Raw genomic sequence first — 18,162 nt, 5'->3', positions numbered from 1 at the left:
GGGAGGAAACAATATGATTCATGAGAAGCTTCCGAAGATTTGGTATGGTGGGGATTATAATCCTGAGCAGTGGGACGAGGCGACAATGGAAGAGGACATCCGGATGTTTAAGCTTGCCGGCATTGATCTTGCAACCATTAATGTCTTCTCATGGGCTAAATCGCAGCCTGATGAGAATACCTATCAGTTTGAATGGCTTGATCGTATTATGGATCGACTTTCTGAAGCTAATATTTCAGTGTGCTTGGCTACCAGTACAGCTGCACATCCTGCATGGATGGCGAGAAAATATCCGGATGTTCTGCGGGTGACGTTTGATGGACGCAAAAAGAAATATGGCAGCAGACATAACTCCTGTCCGAACAGCCCTACGTATCGCCACTATTCGCGTGAAATGGCTAAAAGATTAGCAGATCGATATCAGAATCATACTGCGCTTGTGGCTTGGCATGTATCGAATGAATATAACGGCTATTGTTATTGCGATAATTGTGAACGCGAATTCCGTAATTGGCTGCAGAAGCGTTATGGTACCTTGGAGAAGCTGAATACAGTATGGTATACCAGCTTTTGGGGTCATACCTTTTATGATTGGGAGGATATTGTTGCTCCTAGTGGATTAAGTGAAGAGCAGCCAGGCAATAAATCTTATTTCCAGACGATTTCACTGGATTATCGTCGTTTCCAATCAGATAGTCTATTAGAATGTTATCTGATTGAATATGAGGAATTGAAACGTGTGACTCCGCAAATTCAAATTACAACGAATCTAATGGGAACCTATTACGGTTTGGATTATTTTAAATGGGCGAAGCACTTGGATATAGTGTCCTGGGATAACTATCCTTCTATTGATACTCCGCCAAGCCATACCTCGATGTCACATGATTTAATGCGTGGTTTAAAGAGTGGTCAACCATTTATGCTGATGGAGCAGACACCAAGTCAGCAGAACTGGCAGGCTTACAATGCGCTGAAACGCCCAGGTGTGCTGCGACTTTGGAGCTATCAGGCGGTTGCACACGGTGCCGATACATTATTATACTTTCAATTGCGACGTTCGATCGCAAATTGCGAGAAGTATCATGGGGCAGTGATTGAACATGCTGGACATGAACATACGCGCGTGTTTAGAGAGAGTGCGGAGATTGGTAAAGAGCTGCAAGTATTGTCTGATCACATCCTGGATTCACGGCTATCCTCAAAGGTTGGGATTGTATATGATTGGGAGAATCGCTGGGCAATTGATTTATCCAGTGGTCCGACTAAGCTGCTAGATTACGTTAATGAAGTTCATAAGTTCTATGATGCTGCGTATCAGCTGCATATTCAGACTGACATGATTGGTGTCGAAGAAGATTTGAATTCATATGAGGTCGTAATTGCACCGGTTATGTATATGGTGAAGCCAGGCTTTGCTGAACGTGTTGAGCAATTCGTACAGCAAGGAGGTACATTCATTACAACCTACTTCAGCGGTATTGTCGATGAACAAGATATGGTACAAGTAGGAGGATATCCAGGCGAGCTTCGTAAAGTGCTCGGAATTTGGGCTGAGGAGATTGATGCATTACTGCCGGATCAGTTCAATCAAGTGGTGATTAACGATACAAAGGGGTATTTGCAAGGGGAATATCAGTGTAGCATACTCTGTGACCTCATTCATTCAGAAGGTGCGGAGGTCGTTGCAACCTATGGTTCCGATTTCTATGCGGGTATGCCATCCTTGACCGTGAATTCGTTCGGGAAGGGACAAGCCTGGTATGTTGCATCCAGCTGTGAGCCTCGAATGCTACAGGACTTATTGCGAACGGTATTTGCAGAAAAGCAGATTACACCAGTGCTTGATGCACCAGCTGGTGTTGAGGTGACGATGCGCAGCAAAGAGGATCAGAGCTTTATATTCGTGCTTAATCACAATCCAGAGCCCGCTGCGATTCCTTTGCAAGGAGAAGCCTACGTTGATTTGCTAAGTGGCGAAACAATAACCGGAGTGTGTGAGATACCTGGTCGAGGGGTTTGGATCCTCTCAAAATAAAGCAAAGAAATAATAATCGGCTACTCATAATAGATGAGTAGCCGATTATTTGACTTAATAGACGCGAATCTCAATAATCTCTGCAGTGGAGCAACCGTTTGTAGCCTCAACGGTAATTCGGAGTTTGGTCGCAGCAATCGACTGCTCTAAGGTATGAATATGTTTTCGTTTATGATTGTTGGTCATGTGCGCTAACAGTATCCATACACCATCAGAGCTCAAAGCTTCAAGTCGATAGCTCTTCACAAGCTCTGGAATGACTCTAAATGGTGTTTTATGATGATGAAGATTAATTAGATCTTCATTTACGTCATCATTTAACGTGATATGGATTTGATCGATCATGACAGGGCGAGGCTGATCCTGCCAGCTTAGTTCAAGGTAAGCTTCATGCCCAGCTATTAGCGGCTCGGAGATCCATAGATGTGGAACACCATAAGGTCGTGCATAACCGTCAATAATATGATCTGGCGAATAGGCTTCTGTATCAGGATAAGCTCGGAAACAAACCGGATGCCTATCGAACGGATTTCGGTTCCATTGCAGTAGCGGTTGCTCTATATCACGGTCCTCGAGATCTGTTGATACAACATGACGTTGTAGCTTAGAGAATGAAAGTACTCCAGTTAGTGGTTCCCTTGAAGCATAAATGTTCAATGCAGGATTCTCTTTTATGATGATGAACATGTTCTGTGGAACATCAGGTTTCCAAGGTAAGTCGATCGATACCCATTGTGTATCCCCCTTTACGATGCTTGTTGATCCAATGATTTCAAGCTGATGCGGGATATAGTTCTCGGCTCTGCCAGTGCTCCAACCTTGTATTTCGATGATTGTATCTGATGCTGAATCAACAAGCAGCTCAATACGTTGCAACTCAGGTGCTACAGGGATCAGTAATCCAATATCTGTAGTGAGCTGGTGGGCTTCAGCTTGTTGCTCGCAAGCAAGCTTACGTAATGAGCTGGATGACGTGATCGTCGCGGTACGAGCTTTATCTTGCTCATCAATATTCCGTACTCCTATCAGCGAAGCATCCTGGCGAAGTAAGGTTTGCTGAAGCTCTGTAACATGCTGTTCGGCGATGATTCGTGGTGTGATCCGATGCTGCACTGCTAGTGCTGCTCCGGTTCCCGCTGCTTCGCCAATGACAGCACATGTTGCCATGACTCTTGTTGTTCCAAAGGCGACATGTGATGCACTAATATTACGACCTGCAAAGAGCAAGTTACTCACATTGGCAGAGTATAGTGAACGGAAGGGAATATGGTAAATACCGTCAGGTTGCATATGTTTGGAGCCGGATTCGTTTGAATATACCCCTTGTGGTGGATGTAAATCAATAGACCAGCCACCAAAGGCGATACGGTCATTAAACTTACGTTGTGCGATAATATCGTTCTGGTTCAGTACATAATCGCCAACAAAACGGCGGTATTCCCGTTTGCCCGGCAAAGAGCCTATCCATTCTAAGGTCATGTTAGCAGCTTCGGGAAATTTGCCAGAATTTTTAATATAATCCCATATTCCATAGATAACAGCCCATAGCTCGTCGCGAATACGTTCATTATCATGCACAGTGTCTAATTCTCCACCCCATTCAATCCACCAATAGTGGCAACCCGAGGCTCCGCTCTTAATGACGCGTTTCACAGGGATCGATGTTGAGGTGATATCTTTAGCGAAGCTTGGTGCAACATAGGTAATTGGTTCACCAGCATCTTTAGTATAGAATAAAATCGTGCTACCCAATGTAATTTCATCGGCTTCGAGGGGGGCCCAGCTCTCGTTATATTCGTGTTGAGCTTCTCTCCCTAGTCGATATTGCGCACCTGCTAGAAAACCGATAATTCCGTCTCCCGTACAATCGAGGAACATGTCACTTTCAAATCGCAGTTGTCGTTCAGAGCCCATCATCCAGCCACTTACTGAAGTGATTTTCGTTGATTCTGAGCATGCATTCGTCTCAACATCTCGAACGTCAGTATTTAGGAACAGTTGGATATTAGGCTCTGCCCGAACCGCTTCTAAGATTGTTAAATCCCAGATGTAGGGATTGCCTTCTGGATTGCGGTATTGATTTTCAATAAATAATTCACCCATAATGCCTGTTTCACGAGCATATCGATTATTACCATGAGCCGTTGCACCGCATACCCACACGCGAACCTCGCTACTAGAGTTACCACCTAGGACGGGACGATTATGAACTAGGGCAACCTGCTGTCCGAGTCGAGCTGCCGCGATTGCAGCACATACTCCAGCAAGGCCGCCGCCAATAACGGTAACATTTGAATGGATAGTTTCTTGTCTCATTGGTTGACTGACCTCCTTTATACTAAACAATAATTCTTTATTTAATTACATTGTAAAGGAATGATGTCAGATTATTAATGCATGGAATTATCATGACCATATCCAAAATTACAAGGAGTGAACGATATGCTCGATGATATGTTGGAATATGTTCCAACCGCTATTTCACACGAATATATGCAGCAAAAGCAAAAGTTCCTATTACCATCTGACACATATTCTGATTGGGTACTTTTTGCAATCACTGAGGGCAAATTTAACTTTCGTATAGATGAAACAGAAGGAATAGCTGGCTTTGGGGATATCGTATTTTGTCCTCCTGGTATCCTTTTCGAGCGCGAAGTGGTTGAGACCGTTTCATTTTTTTTCTATACTTTTGAGTGGAGAAAATGGAGTAATGTTGTGAAGGCGTCTCTTCCATTTCCAATGGGTTCAATTAAGTTAATAGATCAAGATCGCTTGATCTCAACTTATACATATATGAAGCGAGTGTCAGCGCTACTAAATAAAGAGCAGCAGTTGCAATCAATAGAGGTGTTATTCTCGGATTTATGGCATCAGTATTGGTTGCAAAAAAAATTGAGTGAGCAGGATTACTCGTTACGAAAACCTTCCCCCTTAATGATTCAGGCTAAAGAATGGCTTCAGCAAAATGCCTATCAGCCTGTCAAAATCAAATCATTTTCTTCACTCGTTAACATATCACCAGTGCAACTAACTCGCCAGTTTCAATCAACATTTGGGGTGACACCGCTTGAGTTTTTAACTTCCTTACGTATTGAACGAGCCAAGAAGCTACTTCTTGAAACGTATTTCAATTTGGACGAAATTGCAGAGTTATGTGGGTATGAGAACGGATATTATTTAAGTCGATTGTTTACGAAGAAGGTTCAGATCAGTCCATCACAGTATCGGCTTATGTATCGGATTTGAACAGAAGTGGCTATCCTATGCGGATAGTCGTAATTCAATTGGTCAAATGTTACAAGGCGTGAATGTTGGTAATCACAATTAAGCAAATTCGGAAAGAATAGTCGGCAATTATGAACAGCATTTTGAGCTGGTTCGTAGAAGGGAATGTTTATGCCATGCCCGTGAATTTTATTAGTGGAGTTGTGTTTGCATGGACCTATGAACGTACGGGATCGGTCGTGCCTGGTATGATCGTTCACGGTGTGTTTAATACGATTGCCGTGTTGTTAACAGCGATGGGTTAGGATGATTATATTATGTATACACGATGAGCGCTAAAGAGCATCTGTGTCTGCATTAATTGGAAAGAGCTACATATTTAAGACTTGGGTACTGACCATAAGCTTAGGTGAAATTATCTCCTATGAAAATTAAATCTGCGAAAAACCTCAAAATGACAATTTATCATCTTTGGTGCATTGTTTGCCCTGCAAGGATGGCTAAAGGGTAACGATAGGCTCAATAAACATGAATAGGTAGCTGCGTGATCGGCTGTCTTTATTCAACTAACGGGACAATATAGTTGAACGAAACAAGGAACAGTTTGCCTCGGCAGCTGTTCCTTGTTTTTATTAAGCTAATGGGCAGTTTAATTAAACAATTAAATTAGAGTATTAATGACTTTTTCGCGATTGATTTGGTTTTATCAGATTTTATCGTATGAAACAGGTGGTAGACACATTAAAAATGTCAGGATTTTATAAAGATATGTCTTTATAAAATAAATACTAGACGTATGGAATGACCTATTATTACTTCGAATACCCCACAATATGCGGAGATGTTAAGTGAAATACCAATAGTTAATTATTAAGAGGTTTTTATGAGAGATTATGATTCAGAGTCCGAATTGGAATGGCCGAACCTTGTAAAAACAAAAGTGGAGTAAAAGCCTGAAAGCAATTATTTCACGACGTATTATGACTAAGAAAGGCGTGATTATAGAAATGAAAAAAATCTATGTGGTAAACAAAACTCATTTTGACATTGGTTTTACCGATTTAGCAGAAAATGTATTGCACAAGTATTGCCATGATTACATTCAAAACGCAATCACTTTAGCTGAAGACTTAAGAAAAGAGGGCAAAGACTTTGTTTGGACAACAGGTAGCTTTATTATTGAATATTACTTCAAAAACATGGATGAAGAAGCTTGTAAAAAGCTAGACGACGCCATAAAGAAAGGTTACATTCGCTGGCACGCAATCCCGTGTACGTTTGAATCTGAAACTATGACACCTCAAACTTTACATTACATGACTTCAATCTCTAAGAAGTTAGATGCTCGTTATGGATACAAAACAACAAGCGCAAAGATGACTGACGTCCCAGGACATACTATCGGGATTGTTGATGAGTTATATCGTCAAGGAATTAAATTCCTACACATTGGTGTAAATGGCTCGAGCTCAATTCCAGAAGTTCCAGATACATTTCTATGGAAGAATGGCGAAAGTGAGATAATTGTCTCTTATTCAGACGACTATGGTGGCGTAATCGGAATTGATTGCATGGATAACAAGCTGGCGTTTATGCATACTCATGATAATAGTGGTCCAGGAACAAAAGAGAAAATTAACGTCTTTTTGTCAAAAATGGCGAATGAGTATCCAGACTATGAGCTTGAAATGACTTCAATGGATCAGTTTGCAAATGAAATTTGGGAAGTACGTGATCAACTGCCAGTTATTACAGAGGAGATTGGGGACACATGGATTCATGGAATGATGTCTGATCCGAAAATCATTCGTGATTATCGGATTTTAACTAATTACATGTTTGATAACAAAATAGAAAATGATGATGCTAATTTCTATGCGATGTTAGTTCCAGAGCATACTTGGGGAATGGATATCAAACGCTATTTCAGTGACTATATGAATTATGAAAAGAAAGACTTCCAACGAGCGCGTAGTTTAGACCAAATTACGGATCTTGATTTAACCTACGCTTATGGAATTGTTAAAGATGCAACTGTTGGCGAAATGCAATTCACTTATAATGAGTGGACTGATCGTTCGTACAAATTTTATGAGTCTTCATGGAAAGAACAACGCAAGAACGTTGATCGTGCAATAGCTTGTTTGGAGCCTAAAGATCAAAATAACATTAAAAAACTTATCGAGGTTCCATATCATATCTTTGAAAACCAAGGTATTGAATGTGTTTTGGAAGAATTGATTTCGGTAAACGGGTATCAAGTTATGTTTGCTAGCGATGGTTCAATTAACCACTTAGAAAAGGATGGAACACTTTACTTTGATCAGGACAACAAACTCGGGGTTCTGAGCTATACAATTGCTGGGCAAAATGACTATGATAACCTACGTTACAACTACTTGCGTGAATTACAACATAATTGGTGGGCAATTGACTTCTTAAAGCCAGGAATGGAAATTCAAAAACGAATTCAATTGAATGAAAATTTCACACCACATGTTGTGAAATTAGTTAAGGAAAATGATTCGATTATTGCAACTTTAAAGTATAGCCAAAGAGCTGTGGAGGAGTATGGTGCTCCAAGAGTTATAAAGGTTAAATATCAATTTGGAGATAAAGTTGAAATTGCACTTTTATTAAAGGATAAAGATGCAATTCGTTATCCAGAAATTTATTCTTTTGACATTACACCACGTTTGAATTCGCCGTACTTAACTAAGATTCGTAAAATTGATACCGTTATTTCACCTTTTGAAGTGGTAGGCCACGGGAATAAGTTGCAACACATGATTGAAGAGTTAATTTACGATGGCAGCGATAAAAAAATCAATATTAAACCTATTGATGCCCCTCTTTTGGGAATCGGAACAAATAACAATCTAAGTTATAACAACAAATACCATCAAGACAACAATAAATTTACGTTTACACTATTGAACACAACATGGGGAACTAATTTCACGATGTGGTATGAAGAAGATATTTTTGCTCGTTTTGAGTTAGTGTTGGGATAACAATTTCCTGCGAACATAATGGGCATACGCCGATGCCTCTTCATCAAAAAAAACAGTTTATTCTCTTATAGGCGAAGCGTTGAGACTACAGAGTCTGTCTACGGGCAGACTCTTTTTGCTGTCATATGTATACTTATAGCTCAAAAGAATTATGTGAAATGGAAAAAAATCGGTTACAGTGTGCTTGAACAATGTTGGGATGATATCAATAATTGGCGAACCAGCCGAAGGAATCAGTGGCGTGATTTACTTTTTGAATGGGGATTTTTTTGGTGAATGAGAGTATATAACTTAAGATCCGATGAAGACTCTATGGATTTAATGCTTGATAGATCTGTCAGTGAATAGCATCCTATAGAGTTAAAATTTAAAGGTGATTCTAAATTGCCGATGTGGACGCCTCCGATTATGCACAAATACTTGAGGGAGATGTATAGAAAGGAGAACTTGAGTAGCAATGGCGGACGGTATATATACAAGGGTCAACAGGAAGAACAAGCAAAGAGCGGATACAGCCTAAGTGAGCAAATTAGAGCTTGTCGCGGCAATGTAAGAAGTGGTTATGGAGTATTCGAATATGTGGACGAAGGTATTTCAGGTGAATTTCTAGATCGGCCTGCACTGACACAACTAAGAAATGATGTTCGTGACGGGATTATCGATAGAGTGATTTGCTTGGATCCGGATCGGCTTTCAAGGAAGCTTATGAATCAGTTTACTATTTCAGAGGAGTTAGAAAAGAAAGCAGAACTTAGTAGAAATGGGCTATATGGTGGTATTCGAGACGCCACCTTTTTTGGCTATGAAATGGATCCCTTAAATTTCCCCGAATAAACAAATAACCTAGAACGGAGGTACTCCTTTCTAGGCTATTTGTGTTGCCATATCACACAATACTATTGTATTGTTGAAATAAAATATGGAAAAAGAAGGGTTTTTATAATGGCATTCTACAAACGGCTTACTATTGGTGTACAGCTATATACGATTGCTATAGTCACAGGGATTGTTATTTTTCTCGTTGTTTTCTATACGTATTCCAAGCTTTCGGAAGTCGTTCAGCTTCATAACGCCAAAAGCTATGAAAACTTAATTCATCAGATCAGTGAGTCGCAGCAGCATGATTTCGATACGATCAGTGGATTGATTACGAATGTTGCATTCAACAACGTGGTGCAGAACTTTGTTACGGAAACGGATCCGCTGAAAAAGTACGATATATATCAGCAATTAAAAATCTATCTCATGAGTAATATGCTGTCCGCGAACGATGGGATTATGGATATTGCAATCATGAGCAATTCCAACAGCAAAATTAATTTGTTTGGTATTTTAGACGATGAAATGGTAGAAAGAGTGGATCAGTTGGTCTCACATCAACCGAAGAAGAAAGTGTATTACTCGAATTTAATGAAATATATGGGTAATGACTCTTTTATGGCGGTATCGGTTATTTACCAGACAGCGAATGCGCAGCAATTTGGGACGGAGATCGGCAAGGTTGTATTTATCGTAAAAGCCCAGAACATGGCAGGCGGTGTTAACGCTACTGCAAGCATGGATGCTCCCAAAATCTATATGGTAGACCGTAATTTTAAGCTTTTTGCATCGAACCAGAATGATGTTCCTGCTGGAACAACATTTGAGTTCATCTCACCAGATGTGTTGAAACAGCACACGAATGAGAGAGTGAAAGTGAAGAACGAGCTGTACACCGTCTCAGCAACGGACATTCCCGAAGTAGCTGGTCATATCATTAGTATGGTGCCGCACAAAAATTTAGCTCGCGATTTAGCGAACATTCGAGTACTGGAGATCATCATATTCTTGTCAGCCATTGGGTTGCTATCTATTCCTTTCAGTATTGTCATAGGCAATATTCTTAAGTCTTTAAAAACGTTACTTCAATTCATGAATCAATTCAAAAAAGGGGATCTGAACAAGCTAAAGCAAAATATCACATTGGACGGTTTCTCAGAAATCCGAGTTGTAGCGAGTCATTTTAATACGATGTTGTCAGAAATAGATCATCTTATGGGGGAGCTTGTGGATTCAAATACAAAAGTACTTCGTATGGAACTAGATAAAAAGCATGCGGAGTATGAAGCGCTCAAAAGTCAGATGAATCCTCATTTCATGTACAATACATTGGAGACAATCAGAGGTTTGGCGGCCGAATACGGGGCTGATAACATCCGAGAGATTGTCACCTCGATGGGACGAATTCTTCGATACAGTATAAAAGGGAATGATCGAGTCCGTCTGCAAGAAGAATTACAAGTCGTGGAGTCGTATTGCGGCATTCAATCCTTTCGGTTTCGAAATCGCTTTGAGTTTAATTTTGATATTTCCCAGGAAACATTGGATGCGGAAATTCCTAAAATGGTAATGCAACCACTTATTGAAAATGCTCTGTATCACGGGCTGGAGCCGAAAAGGGGGACAGGATCTATCGTCGTCCGCACAAAGATTGAGGATTCCATGTTAATTCTGGAGATTGAGGATGACGGGGTTGGAATTACTTCGGACACGATGGCAAATATTCAGTATATGTTGTCTGATGATCGGAATGAAGATGATATGAATGCTGTCGTGAGGCAATCGATTGGAATCGTCAATGTGCATAGAAGAATTCAGCTGAAATACGGGAATTGCTTCGGTCTGGAAATTCAAAGCCGTGAACAAGTGGGCACCAACATTGTTATGAAGCTGCCATATAGGAGGATGCATTATGTATAAAGTCATCATTGCGGATGATGAGGAATATGTCATTCGAAGCTTGCAGGCTGCAATTCATTGGGAAGATCAAGGCTTTTATATCGTAGATACGGCAAATGATGGTTTGATCGCTTGGAATAAAATCAAGGATCACCAGCCGGACTTGGTCTTTACGGATATTCGAATGCCCGGCATGAGCGGATTGGAACTTATTCAGCAGGCAAGTAAAGAGATACCCCGTATGAAATTTGTGTTAATTAGTGGATTCGCGGAATTTGCTTATGCGCAGAAAGCGATGAATTTAGGCGTATCTGAATATTGTATCAAGCCGTTTGATGATGATGAAATACTACGAATTGTATCACGTATGAAGAAAAAACTGGATGAACAGAAACAACAGGCTATTCATATGAGTCGTCCGAGCCTGTTGCCGGATTCTGCCGAGGCATTACTGCCCTTTCTTGTCAAAACTGGCTTGGTATTATCTGCGGGTATTATACCTGTCGTAGTTCGAGGAAAGGCAACGTTCACCATCCCTGTTGAGTTTGTCCATGTCCCATTTCTAATGGGATTACATAAACAAGTCATTTTGTTTCAGTCTGACTATTTTCATACGAATCAAACAATAATTCTAGAGAACCTGATGCGAGAAGCGCAAGGCATAGGGAACGCTCATCCTGCGTATGACTACGCTGACCTGCTCAGACAACTGGACAATGCTAACATCGCTGCGTATCAAAGCTTTATTCGTGAAGAACAGAGAGCATTTTCATATACAACAATAGACCATGCACGATTTGAAAAATGTTTGAAAAGGATTCATCAGGCGATCATTCTAAAGGATAGCAATTCTGGTGTATCTAAGCTGAAGGAAGTTGTTGAGTTGATCCTTCAAGAAGGCAATATGAATCATGCTTACCGCTTGTACAGTTTCATAACGGAAACGTTAGTTCAGGAGGATCATCAAAGGCCGTCGTATGACTTTCTATATGGATTTGACGACTTGATCCTACAATTCGGGAACTTTACAGCTATGGTTCTTGGACTGGAAGAGCAGATTTTGAATTTGTTGGTCACCGTACATCCAGCTGAAACGCAGCCTTCTCATGAATCGTTGAAGGAAATAACCGAGTATATTTGTCTGAATTTCACCAACCCGGATATATCGTTGGATTTACTCGCGAAGCAATTTCATTTCAATCCTAGTTATTTGAGTCAGCTATTTCGAAGAGATTTAGGCATTAAGTTTATGGACTATATTACGGAGTTGAGAATGGATTACGCAATGAATTTACTGAGGAATACGGATTTATCTGTACAACAAATCGGTACGAGGACCGGATACCTAGATTATTATTATTTCACCAAGCTGTTTAAGAAAAAATTTCAGAAGAAGCCTTCCGAGGCTAGAGCCGACATTTGATGTCGGCTTTTTCTTATTTTTTGATTTTTTTTAACGAGCAAGACCTAAGAAAAGTTAAATGAACAACAACATATATTCCATTTTTACTTGTCATGAAATCGCTTATCTTTAGAATATCAGCTGGTAGAAAGAGGAGGTCATCATGCAGAAATCAATCATTAAGAGGTTATACGAGCACAGATTGTTATATGTGTTACTTGTTCCGGCGTTATTGTATTTTGCTGTATTTTGCTATGTACCCTTGTATGGCATCATTCTAGCATTTAAGGAATTTAATTTCCGACTGGGGATCTTAAATAGTCCATGGGTTGGATTCGGAAATTTCCAAACTTTATTTCATCTTCCCGACTTTAAGAGAGCCTTTGTTAATACCATTCTGATCAGCTTGGGACGATTGGTCTTTGAATTTCCAGCTCCAATCATCCTGGCATTATTGTTGAATGAAGTTGCGAGCACGAAGCTGAAGAGATGGATGCAGACAGTATTCACGTTTCCTCACTTTTTATCATGGGTTGTAATTAGTGGAGTTCTCGTAAATATGTTCGGAGATGGTGGTGTAATTAATCAGGCTCTGGTCGCATTTGGTTTGGATAAGACGGACGTTCTCGTAAACGCTTCCACGTATAAAGCATTTCTATTTATCTCGAACGTTTGGAAAGAGATCGGCTGGGGAGCCATTATTTATTTGGCGGCGATTGCAGGTGTTAGCCCGGATTTGTATGAAGCAGCCTATGTAGATGGAGCCAATCGTTTTCATAGAATTCTATATGTGACATGGCCGGGAATACGGAGTACGATTGCAATCATGTTTATTCTTGCGATCGGGGGGATTATGAACGGTGGCTTTGATCAGGTTTTTAATTTGTACAATCCACCAGTGTATGAAACGGCTGATATCCTAGATACGTTCATTTTCCGATATTCGATCCAATCGGGTAATAGCTTCGGAATTGCAACGGCAGTGGGATTGCTCAAATCGATTATTGCCTTTGCCATGCTGTGGGGTGCGAATTATTCAGTACGAAAATTTGGTGAACAGGGGCTGTTATAAGATGCACACGCGTAAATTTTCGACTAGTGACTTTTTCATTATCGCGTTCTTGAGTTTGTTAGCGATCATATCCGCATTCCCATTCTATAACGTGTTCATATTATCGTTTGGAAATGCCGCTGAAATTGCTAAACATCAAATCTATTTAATTCCTTCATCATTTGATCTAAGGACGTATGAATTCATTTTTGAGAATGGGAAGATGGTCAATGCCATGTTCGTTACCATTTTTATCACGGTAGTTGGTACGGCATTTAGTATGCTATTGACGATATCCGCTGGTTACGCGTTGACAAAGAAAACATTACCTGGTCAGAAATTCTCCATGCTATTCATTATATTCACCATGTTCTTCAGTGGTGGATTGATTCCATACTACTTGACGATCAAGAACATTTATTTGGTCAATTCCATACTGGTCATGATTATTCCGATGGCTATGAATGCTTTTTATCTAATGGTCATCATCGCGTTCTTCCGGGCGATCCCTCCTGAATTAGAGGAGTCAGCTAAGATTGACGGAGCCAACGACATCCATATTCTGTTCCGGATCATTGTTCAAGTATCGATGCCCACGATTGCTACACTCTCACTTTTCTATGCGGTAGATCGCTGGAATGAATGGTGGCATGGTATGTTGTTTATTAAAGATATGAACAAGTATCCACTTCAACTCATGCTGAGGGAACTACTAATGAATTATCAGCAAATGATGCAGGGGGATATCGGAGCATCGATGGCACTATCTAAGGCACAGGTTTACCCGGAAAATTTAAAAATGGCCATCATTATGGTGGCGTCACTGCCGATTCTTATGGTATACCCTTTTCTTCAGAAGTATTTCGCCAAAGGTATCATGATCGGGGCTATCAAAGGATAATAGAAAACGAGGAGGGTTCAGTTTTATGTTTAACAAACAGAAAAGAAAACCTTGGTTGGTCGCGATGTGTGCGATTCTTATGCTATCCATCCTATTAACGGCCTGCGGTGGAAGCAACAAAGAAGCAGCTTCAGAAGAGTCACAATCAAGTAATAGTAAAGAGAGTACGCAAGGTGGAGAAAATGATCCGTACAAGGAGCATATGGATATTTCCCTTGCGATGTGGGATATCGGCAAGGCATTTGAACATCCGGAAAAGGATGAATTACTGCAATATATACAGAAAAAATTCAATATTACAATCAAACCTGTACAAGTAAGCTGGAGTGACTATCTAGACAAGACGAAGGTATGGGCAACATCGGGCGAGCTACCGGATATCTTTACATCCGATTTTACAGATGATGTGTCCTTATATAATACATGGGCGAAGCAGGGGATTATTCGTGCTCTACCGGATGATATGAGTGCTTATCCAAATTTGAAGGAATATCTGGATAAGAGCGATGTGAAGACAATGACGTTAGATGGGAAGTACTATACGTTTCCGAGATACACCTATTTGGATGCAGATGGCTGGGGTGCTGATCGTGCACTTCTTGTACGAAAGGATTGGATGGAGAAGCTAGGGCTCCAGCTTCCGAACAGTTATGATGAATTTAAAACCATGTTAAAGGCACTAGTGGATAATGACCCAGATGGAAATGGCAAGAAAGATACGAATGGATTAGAGTTTGACAACCCGTCTTACCTTCTGTATGCCTTGTCTAGTGATTTTCCTCAGGCGACGAATTCAGCATGGCTTAAGCAAGACGATAAGTGGATTCCATATTATCAGTCTCAGAAGTATGTGGATGTGATGAAGAAAGCACGTGATTTGTATACGAGTGGGTTATTGAATAAAGATTTTGCACTGCAGAAATCGAATGATGCTAGAACGAATTTTGCACAAGGTAAAGCAGGTGTCCTCTCCTTGTCAGTCTACGTGGGACATTTGCAGCAGCTCGAAACGTTATGGAATCAATATAACCCAGGTCAAAAATTTACGGATGCGGTTGGCTTCCTCCCAATCTGGTCTGGCGATGAAGGCGAGCGTTATCATTTCACAACGACGACCTTCTGGTCTGAGAGCTCATTTAGCGCCAATGTTAGTGATGCGAAGATGGACCGTATTCTACAATTGTATAATTATTTGATGTCAGATGAAGGCAAGACACTGTTGAAATCCGGAATGGAAGGTAAAGATTACACTGGTAGTGGTGACAATATTACGATTACTAGAGAGAAAGATGCGAACGGTCAATATGCACCGCTTAGCTATCCGAGCCTGGGTGTTCTTACAACGCTTGCTGCGTGGTATCAGGATTTGAATATGATGGATAATGAAGTCAATCAGATCACATTTGGTAAGGATAATCTGAAGCTGGCACTAGAGTCTAAGAAGTGGATCGATGCGAATACAGTGGGAATTCCAACGAACTTTGACATACAAGGACTTGTGAAGATGTATACAGTACCTGATTTAAAGCCGAATGACGATCTTGTTCGAGTGATTTTGGATAAGGGTGACGTATCCGATGTATGGGCTAAAATTTTGAAAGAATACGATGCGAAGGGCTTATCCGAGGCGATTGAACAAGTGAATCAAGATGCAGAGGCACGTGGTATTAAATAAGTTATTTACGAGAGAGAGGTCAAGCTATGTTTGGCCTCTTTTTTATCACTTGGAACACATGATAGTAATCAACGAAACCTACAGGGAGTGTGGATTATGAAATTACTTAGGATTCAATCACTCAATATGTATGTTACTCTGGCTCTACTTATTGTGTGTAGCTTCTTCATCCTAGGAGGGAAGGCACAGGCTGCGAGTACAACATATTATATTGATCCGTCAGGCAATGACTCGAGTTCTGGTAAGAGTGAAACAGAGGCATGGCAGACACTAACGAAGGTAAACGCAACGACGTTCAGTGCCGGCGACCGGATTTTATTTAAGGCAGGCGGAAGCTGGTCCGGGCAATTGCATCCTTTAGGTTCAGGAAGCAACGGATCCCCTATTATGATTGATAAATACGGAAGTGGAGTGAATCCATTAATAGATGGAAATGGCGCTTCTTCAACTATATACCTCTACAACCAGAGTTACTGGGAAATTAATAATTTGGAAGTGAAGAATTATAATGGCTACAACTCGAAACGCCGTGGAATCTTTATTGTGAATGACGGCGCGGGAACCTTGAATCACATCTATGTGAAGAACAACAATGTGCATGATGTGTGGGGGGATAACACGAAGGATGCGGATGGAAGCGCAGGGATTATGTATGTATCGAAGGGATCTGTTCTATCGAAATTTAATGATGTGTTGATTGATGGTAATACGGTTGGCCCAGATGTGGATCGGACGGGGATCGTAATTGTATCCGAATTCTGGTGTCGTCCCGATGTGAACTGTACCTCTACACCTAACTGGTATCCTAGCACGAATGTTGTTATATCAAATAACTACGTACAAGGTATTGGAGGAGATGGTATCGTACCACAACAAACGGATGGTGCGATCGTTGAGTATAATACGGTCAATGGATTTAATTTACGCTCAGGTAGTTATAATGCTGGCATTTGGCCTTGGGATGCCGACAACACGATCATTCAATACAATGAGGCCTATAACGGACACACGACATTGGACGGAACGGGTTATGATGCTGATTATGGCTGTACGGGAACGATCATTCAATACAATTATAGTCATGATAATGACGGTGGATTCCTATTACTCATGGGTTCAAATGTTGGTAAAGTAGATCAGACAACGGTGCGGTATAACATTTCCCAGAATGATCATCGAGGCTTGCTCGTATTTAGCCAAGGTACACAAACAGGGCTTCAGGTGTACAATAATAATTTCTACATTGGGAATGGATTAGCGACAGATATTATTGCAGGGGATTGGGGCGGCAACACGTGGTGGATGTTCAACAATATTATTTATAACTTAGGTACGGGTGGATACGAGTCTAGCGGTGGCGGAAGAGTATCAGATTATAATTTGTACTATGGTATACACCCAAGCTCTGAGCCTACCGAAGCGCATAAGCAGACGTCGAATCCATTGTTTGTGAATCCAGGCTCTGGGGGAATCGGAAGAACATCGGTCGATGGGTATCGATTGCTACAGAACTCGCCTGCTTTAGGTTCAGGCGTAGTTGTTCAGAATAACGGAGGTAAGGATTATTGGGGGAACACGGTTGGCACGAGTGGAACACCGAATCGTGGTGCCTATAATGGAGTGGGAATTGCAGGCAATAGTGGTAGCGCTTTCACTTCGCCATACTATAAGATCGTCAGCAGGAATAGTGGCAAGGCGCTAGATATACCAGGTCATTCTTCTACAAATGGAACACAGCTTGGACAATGGGCGTACAACGGAGGAGACAACCAACAATGGCAGATCATCGATGTTGGGGCTGGCTATTATAAGATTGTTAGCAAAGAAAACAGTAAGGCGCTTGACGTAGCGGATAGCTCTACTTCAGATGGAGCATCCGTCATCCAGTGGTCTAACAATGGTGGAGATAATCAGCTATGGCAGATTATTGATGAAGGGAATGGCTATTTCAAGCTTATAAGTAAGCTTAGCGGCAAAGCATTAGATGTGGTGGGAGCTTCTACGGCGGATGGTGGACAAATCATTCAATGGTCTTATAACGGGAGCAGTAATCAGCAGTGGAGTATCGTAGCAGTGCAATAGACGGATTGTTGATAGGAGCTTAGCATAGAGGCAGATAAGGGTTTGTGCCTAAG

The 18,162-nt window shown here is 41.0% G+C and carries 11 protein-coding genes and 1 pseudogene; 11 read left to right on the top strand and 1 reads right to left on the bottom strand.

Going from position 1 to position 18,162, the window contains the following annotated elements:
• The first annotated feature begins 13 nt into the window (after positions 1–13).
• Positions 14–2,038: a beta-galactosidase gene (locus tag NSS67_RS26685; protein ID WP_339316754.1), complete on the top strand. Its 2,025-nt coding sequence runs from the start codon at positions 14–16 to the stop codon at positions 2,036–2,038.
• A 54-nt stretch (positions 2,039–2,092) separates the two neighbouring features.
• On the opposite strand, the gene NSS67_RS26680 is transcribed toward NSS67_RS26685, so the two are convergent.
• Entirely contained in the window at positions 2,093–4,354 is a 2,262-nt protein-coding gene (locus NSS67_RS26680; protein WP_339316753.1) for an FAD-dependent oxidoreductase, read from the bottom strand.
• 126 nt (positions 4,355–4,480) lie between these two features.
• On the opposite strand from NSS67_RS26680, the gene NSS67_RS26675 reads away from it, so the two are divergent.
• The 10 genes and pseudogenes from NSS67_RS26675 (at position 4,481) to NSS67_RS26630 (ending at position 18,109) form a co-directional block, all read left to right on the top strand.
• On the top strand, positions 4,481–5,287 hold the full coding sequence (locus tag NSS67_RS26675; RefSeq protein ID WP_339316752.1) for an AraC family transcriptional regulator: 807 nt from the start codon (positions 4,481–4,483) through the stop codon (positions 5,285–5,287).
• Positions 5,288–5,436: 149 nt separating this feature from the next.
• A pseudogene (locus NSS67_RS26670) lies at positions 5,437–5,571 on the top strand (CPBP family intramembrane glutamic endopeptidase); the annotation flags it as partial.
• 675 nt (positions 5,572–6,246) lie between these two features.
• Positions 6,247–8,280, top strand: a complete 2,034-nt coding sequence (locus NSS67_RS26665) for a DUF5054 domain-containing protein (RefSeq protein ID WP_339316751.1) — start codon at positions 6,247–6,249, stop codon at positions 8,278–8,280.
• 447 nt (positions 8,281–8,727) lie between these two features.
• Positions 8,728–9,114 (top strand): recombinase family protein, encoded by a 387-nt coding sequence (locus tag NSS67_RS26660; RefSeq protein WP_339316750.1) that lies wholly within the window; start codon positions 8,728–8,730, stop codon positions 9,112–9,114.
• Between the two features lie 108 nt (positions 9,115–9,222).
• The gene (locus NSS67_RS26655; RefSeq protein ID WP_339316749.1) at positions 9,223–11,019 is read left to right on the top strand and encodes a sensor histidine kinase; all 1,797 of its coding nucleotides are present in this window, start codon (positions 9,223–9,225) and stop codon (positions 11,017–11,019) included.
• Complete coding sequence (locus NSS67_RS26650; RefSeq protein ID WP_339316748.1) at positions 11,012–12,421, top strand: response regulator; 1,410 nt, start codon at positions 11,012–11,014, stop codon at positions 12,419–12,421. Before NSS67_RS26655 ends, NSS67_RS26650 begins: the two co-directional genes overlap by 8 nt.
• 142 nt (positions 12,422–12,563) lie before the next feature.
• Positions 12,564–13,472 (top strand): ABC transporter permease subunit, encoded by a 909-nt coding sequence (locus tag NSS67_RS26645; RefSeq protein ID WP_339316747.1) that lies wholly within the window; start codon positions 12,564–12,566, stop codon positions 13,470–13,472.
• Position 13,473: 1 nt separating this feature from the next.
• Positions 13,474–14,352, top strand: coding sequence for a carbohydrate ABC transporter permease (locus tag NSS67_RS26640; protein WP_339316746.1), 879 nt, complete (start codon positions 13,474–13,476; stop codon positions 14,350–14,352).
• A 25-nt stretch (positions 14,353–14,377) separates the two neighbouring features.
• On the top strand, positions 14,378–16,027 hold the full coding sequence (locus NSS67_RS26635) for an extracellular solute-binding protein (RefSeq protein WP_339316744.1): 1,650 nt from the start codon (positions 14,378–14,380) through the stop codon (positions 16,025–16,027).
• 96 nt (positions 16,028–16,123) lie between these two features.
• The gene (locus tag NSS67_RS26630; protein ID WP_339316743.1) at positions 16,124–18,109 is read left to right on the top strand and encodes an RICIN domain-containing protein; all 1,986 of its coding nucleotides are present in this window, start codon (positions 16,124–16,126) and stop codon (positions 18,107–18,109) included.
• Positions 18,110–18,162 lie beyond the last annotated feature (53 nt).

The organism is Paenibacillus sp. FSL R10-2734 (genome assembly GCF_037963865.1).
Classification (GTDB): Bacteria; Bacillota; Bacilli; order Paenibacillales; family Paenibacillaceae; genus Paenibacillus_AQ.
The sequence above is the reverse complement of the archived record's forward strand: the minus strand, read 5'-3'. Positions and strand labels throughout refer to the sequence as shown.

What these genes read in the sequence shown, in the direction of transcription:
- NSS67_RS26685 (WP_339316754.1), top strand. Translation starts at nt 14, where the DNA reads ATGATTCATGAGAAGCTTCCGAAGATTTGGTATGGTGGGGATTATAAT.
- NSS67_RS26680 (WP_339316753.1), bottom strand. Translation starts at nt 4,354, where the DNA reads ATGAGACAAGAAACTATCCATTCAAATGTTACCGTTATTGGCGGCGGC.
- NSS67_RS26675 (WP_339316752.1), top strand. Translation starts at nt 4,481, where the DNA reads ATGCTCGATGATATGTTGGAATATGTTCCAACCGCTATTTCACACGAA.
- NSS67_RS26665 (WP_339316751.1), top strand. Translation starts at nt 6,247, where the DNA reads ATGACTAAGAAAGGCGTGATTATAGAAATGAAAAAAATCTATGTGGTA.
- NSS67_RS26655 (WP_339316749.1), top strand. Translation starts at nt 9,223, where the DNA reads ATGGCATTCTACAAACGGCTTACTATTGGTGTACAGCTATATACGATT.
- NSS67_RS26650 (WP_339316748.1), top strand. Translation starts at nt 11,012, where the DNA reads ATGTATAAAGTCATCATTGCGGATGATGAGGAATATGTCATTCGAAGC.
- NSS67_RS26645 (WP_339316747.1), top strand. Translation starts at nt 12,564, where the DNA reads ATGCAGAAATCAATCATTAAGAGGTTATACGAGCACAGATTGTTATAT.
- NSS67_RS26640 (WP_339316746.1), top strand. Translation starts at nt 13,474, where the DNA reads ATGCACACGCGTAAATTTTCGACTAGTGACTTTTTCATTATCGCGTTC.
- NSS67_RS26635 (WP_339316744.1), top strand. Translation starts at nt 14,378, where the DNA reads ATGTTTAACAAACAGAAAAGAAAACCTTGGTTGGTCGCGATGTGTGCG.
- NSS67_RS26630 (WP_339316743.1), top strand. Translation starts at nt 16,124, where the DNA reads ATGAAATTACTTAGGATTCAATCACTCAATATGTATGTTACTCTGGCT.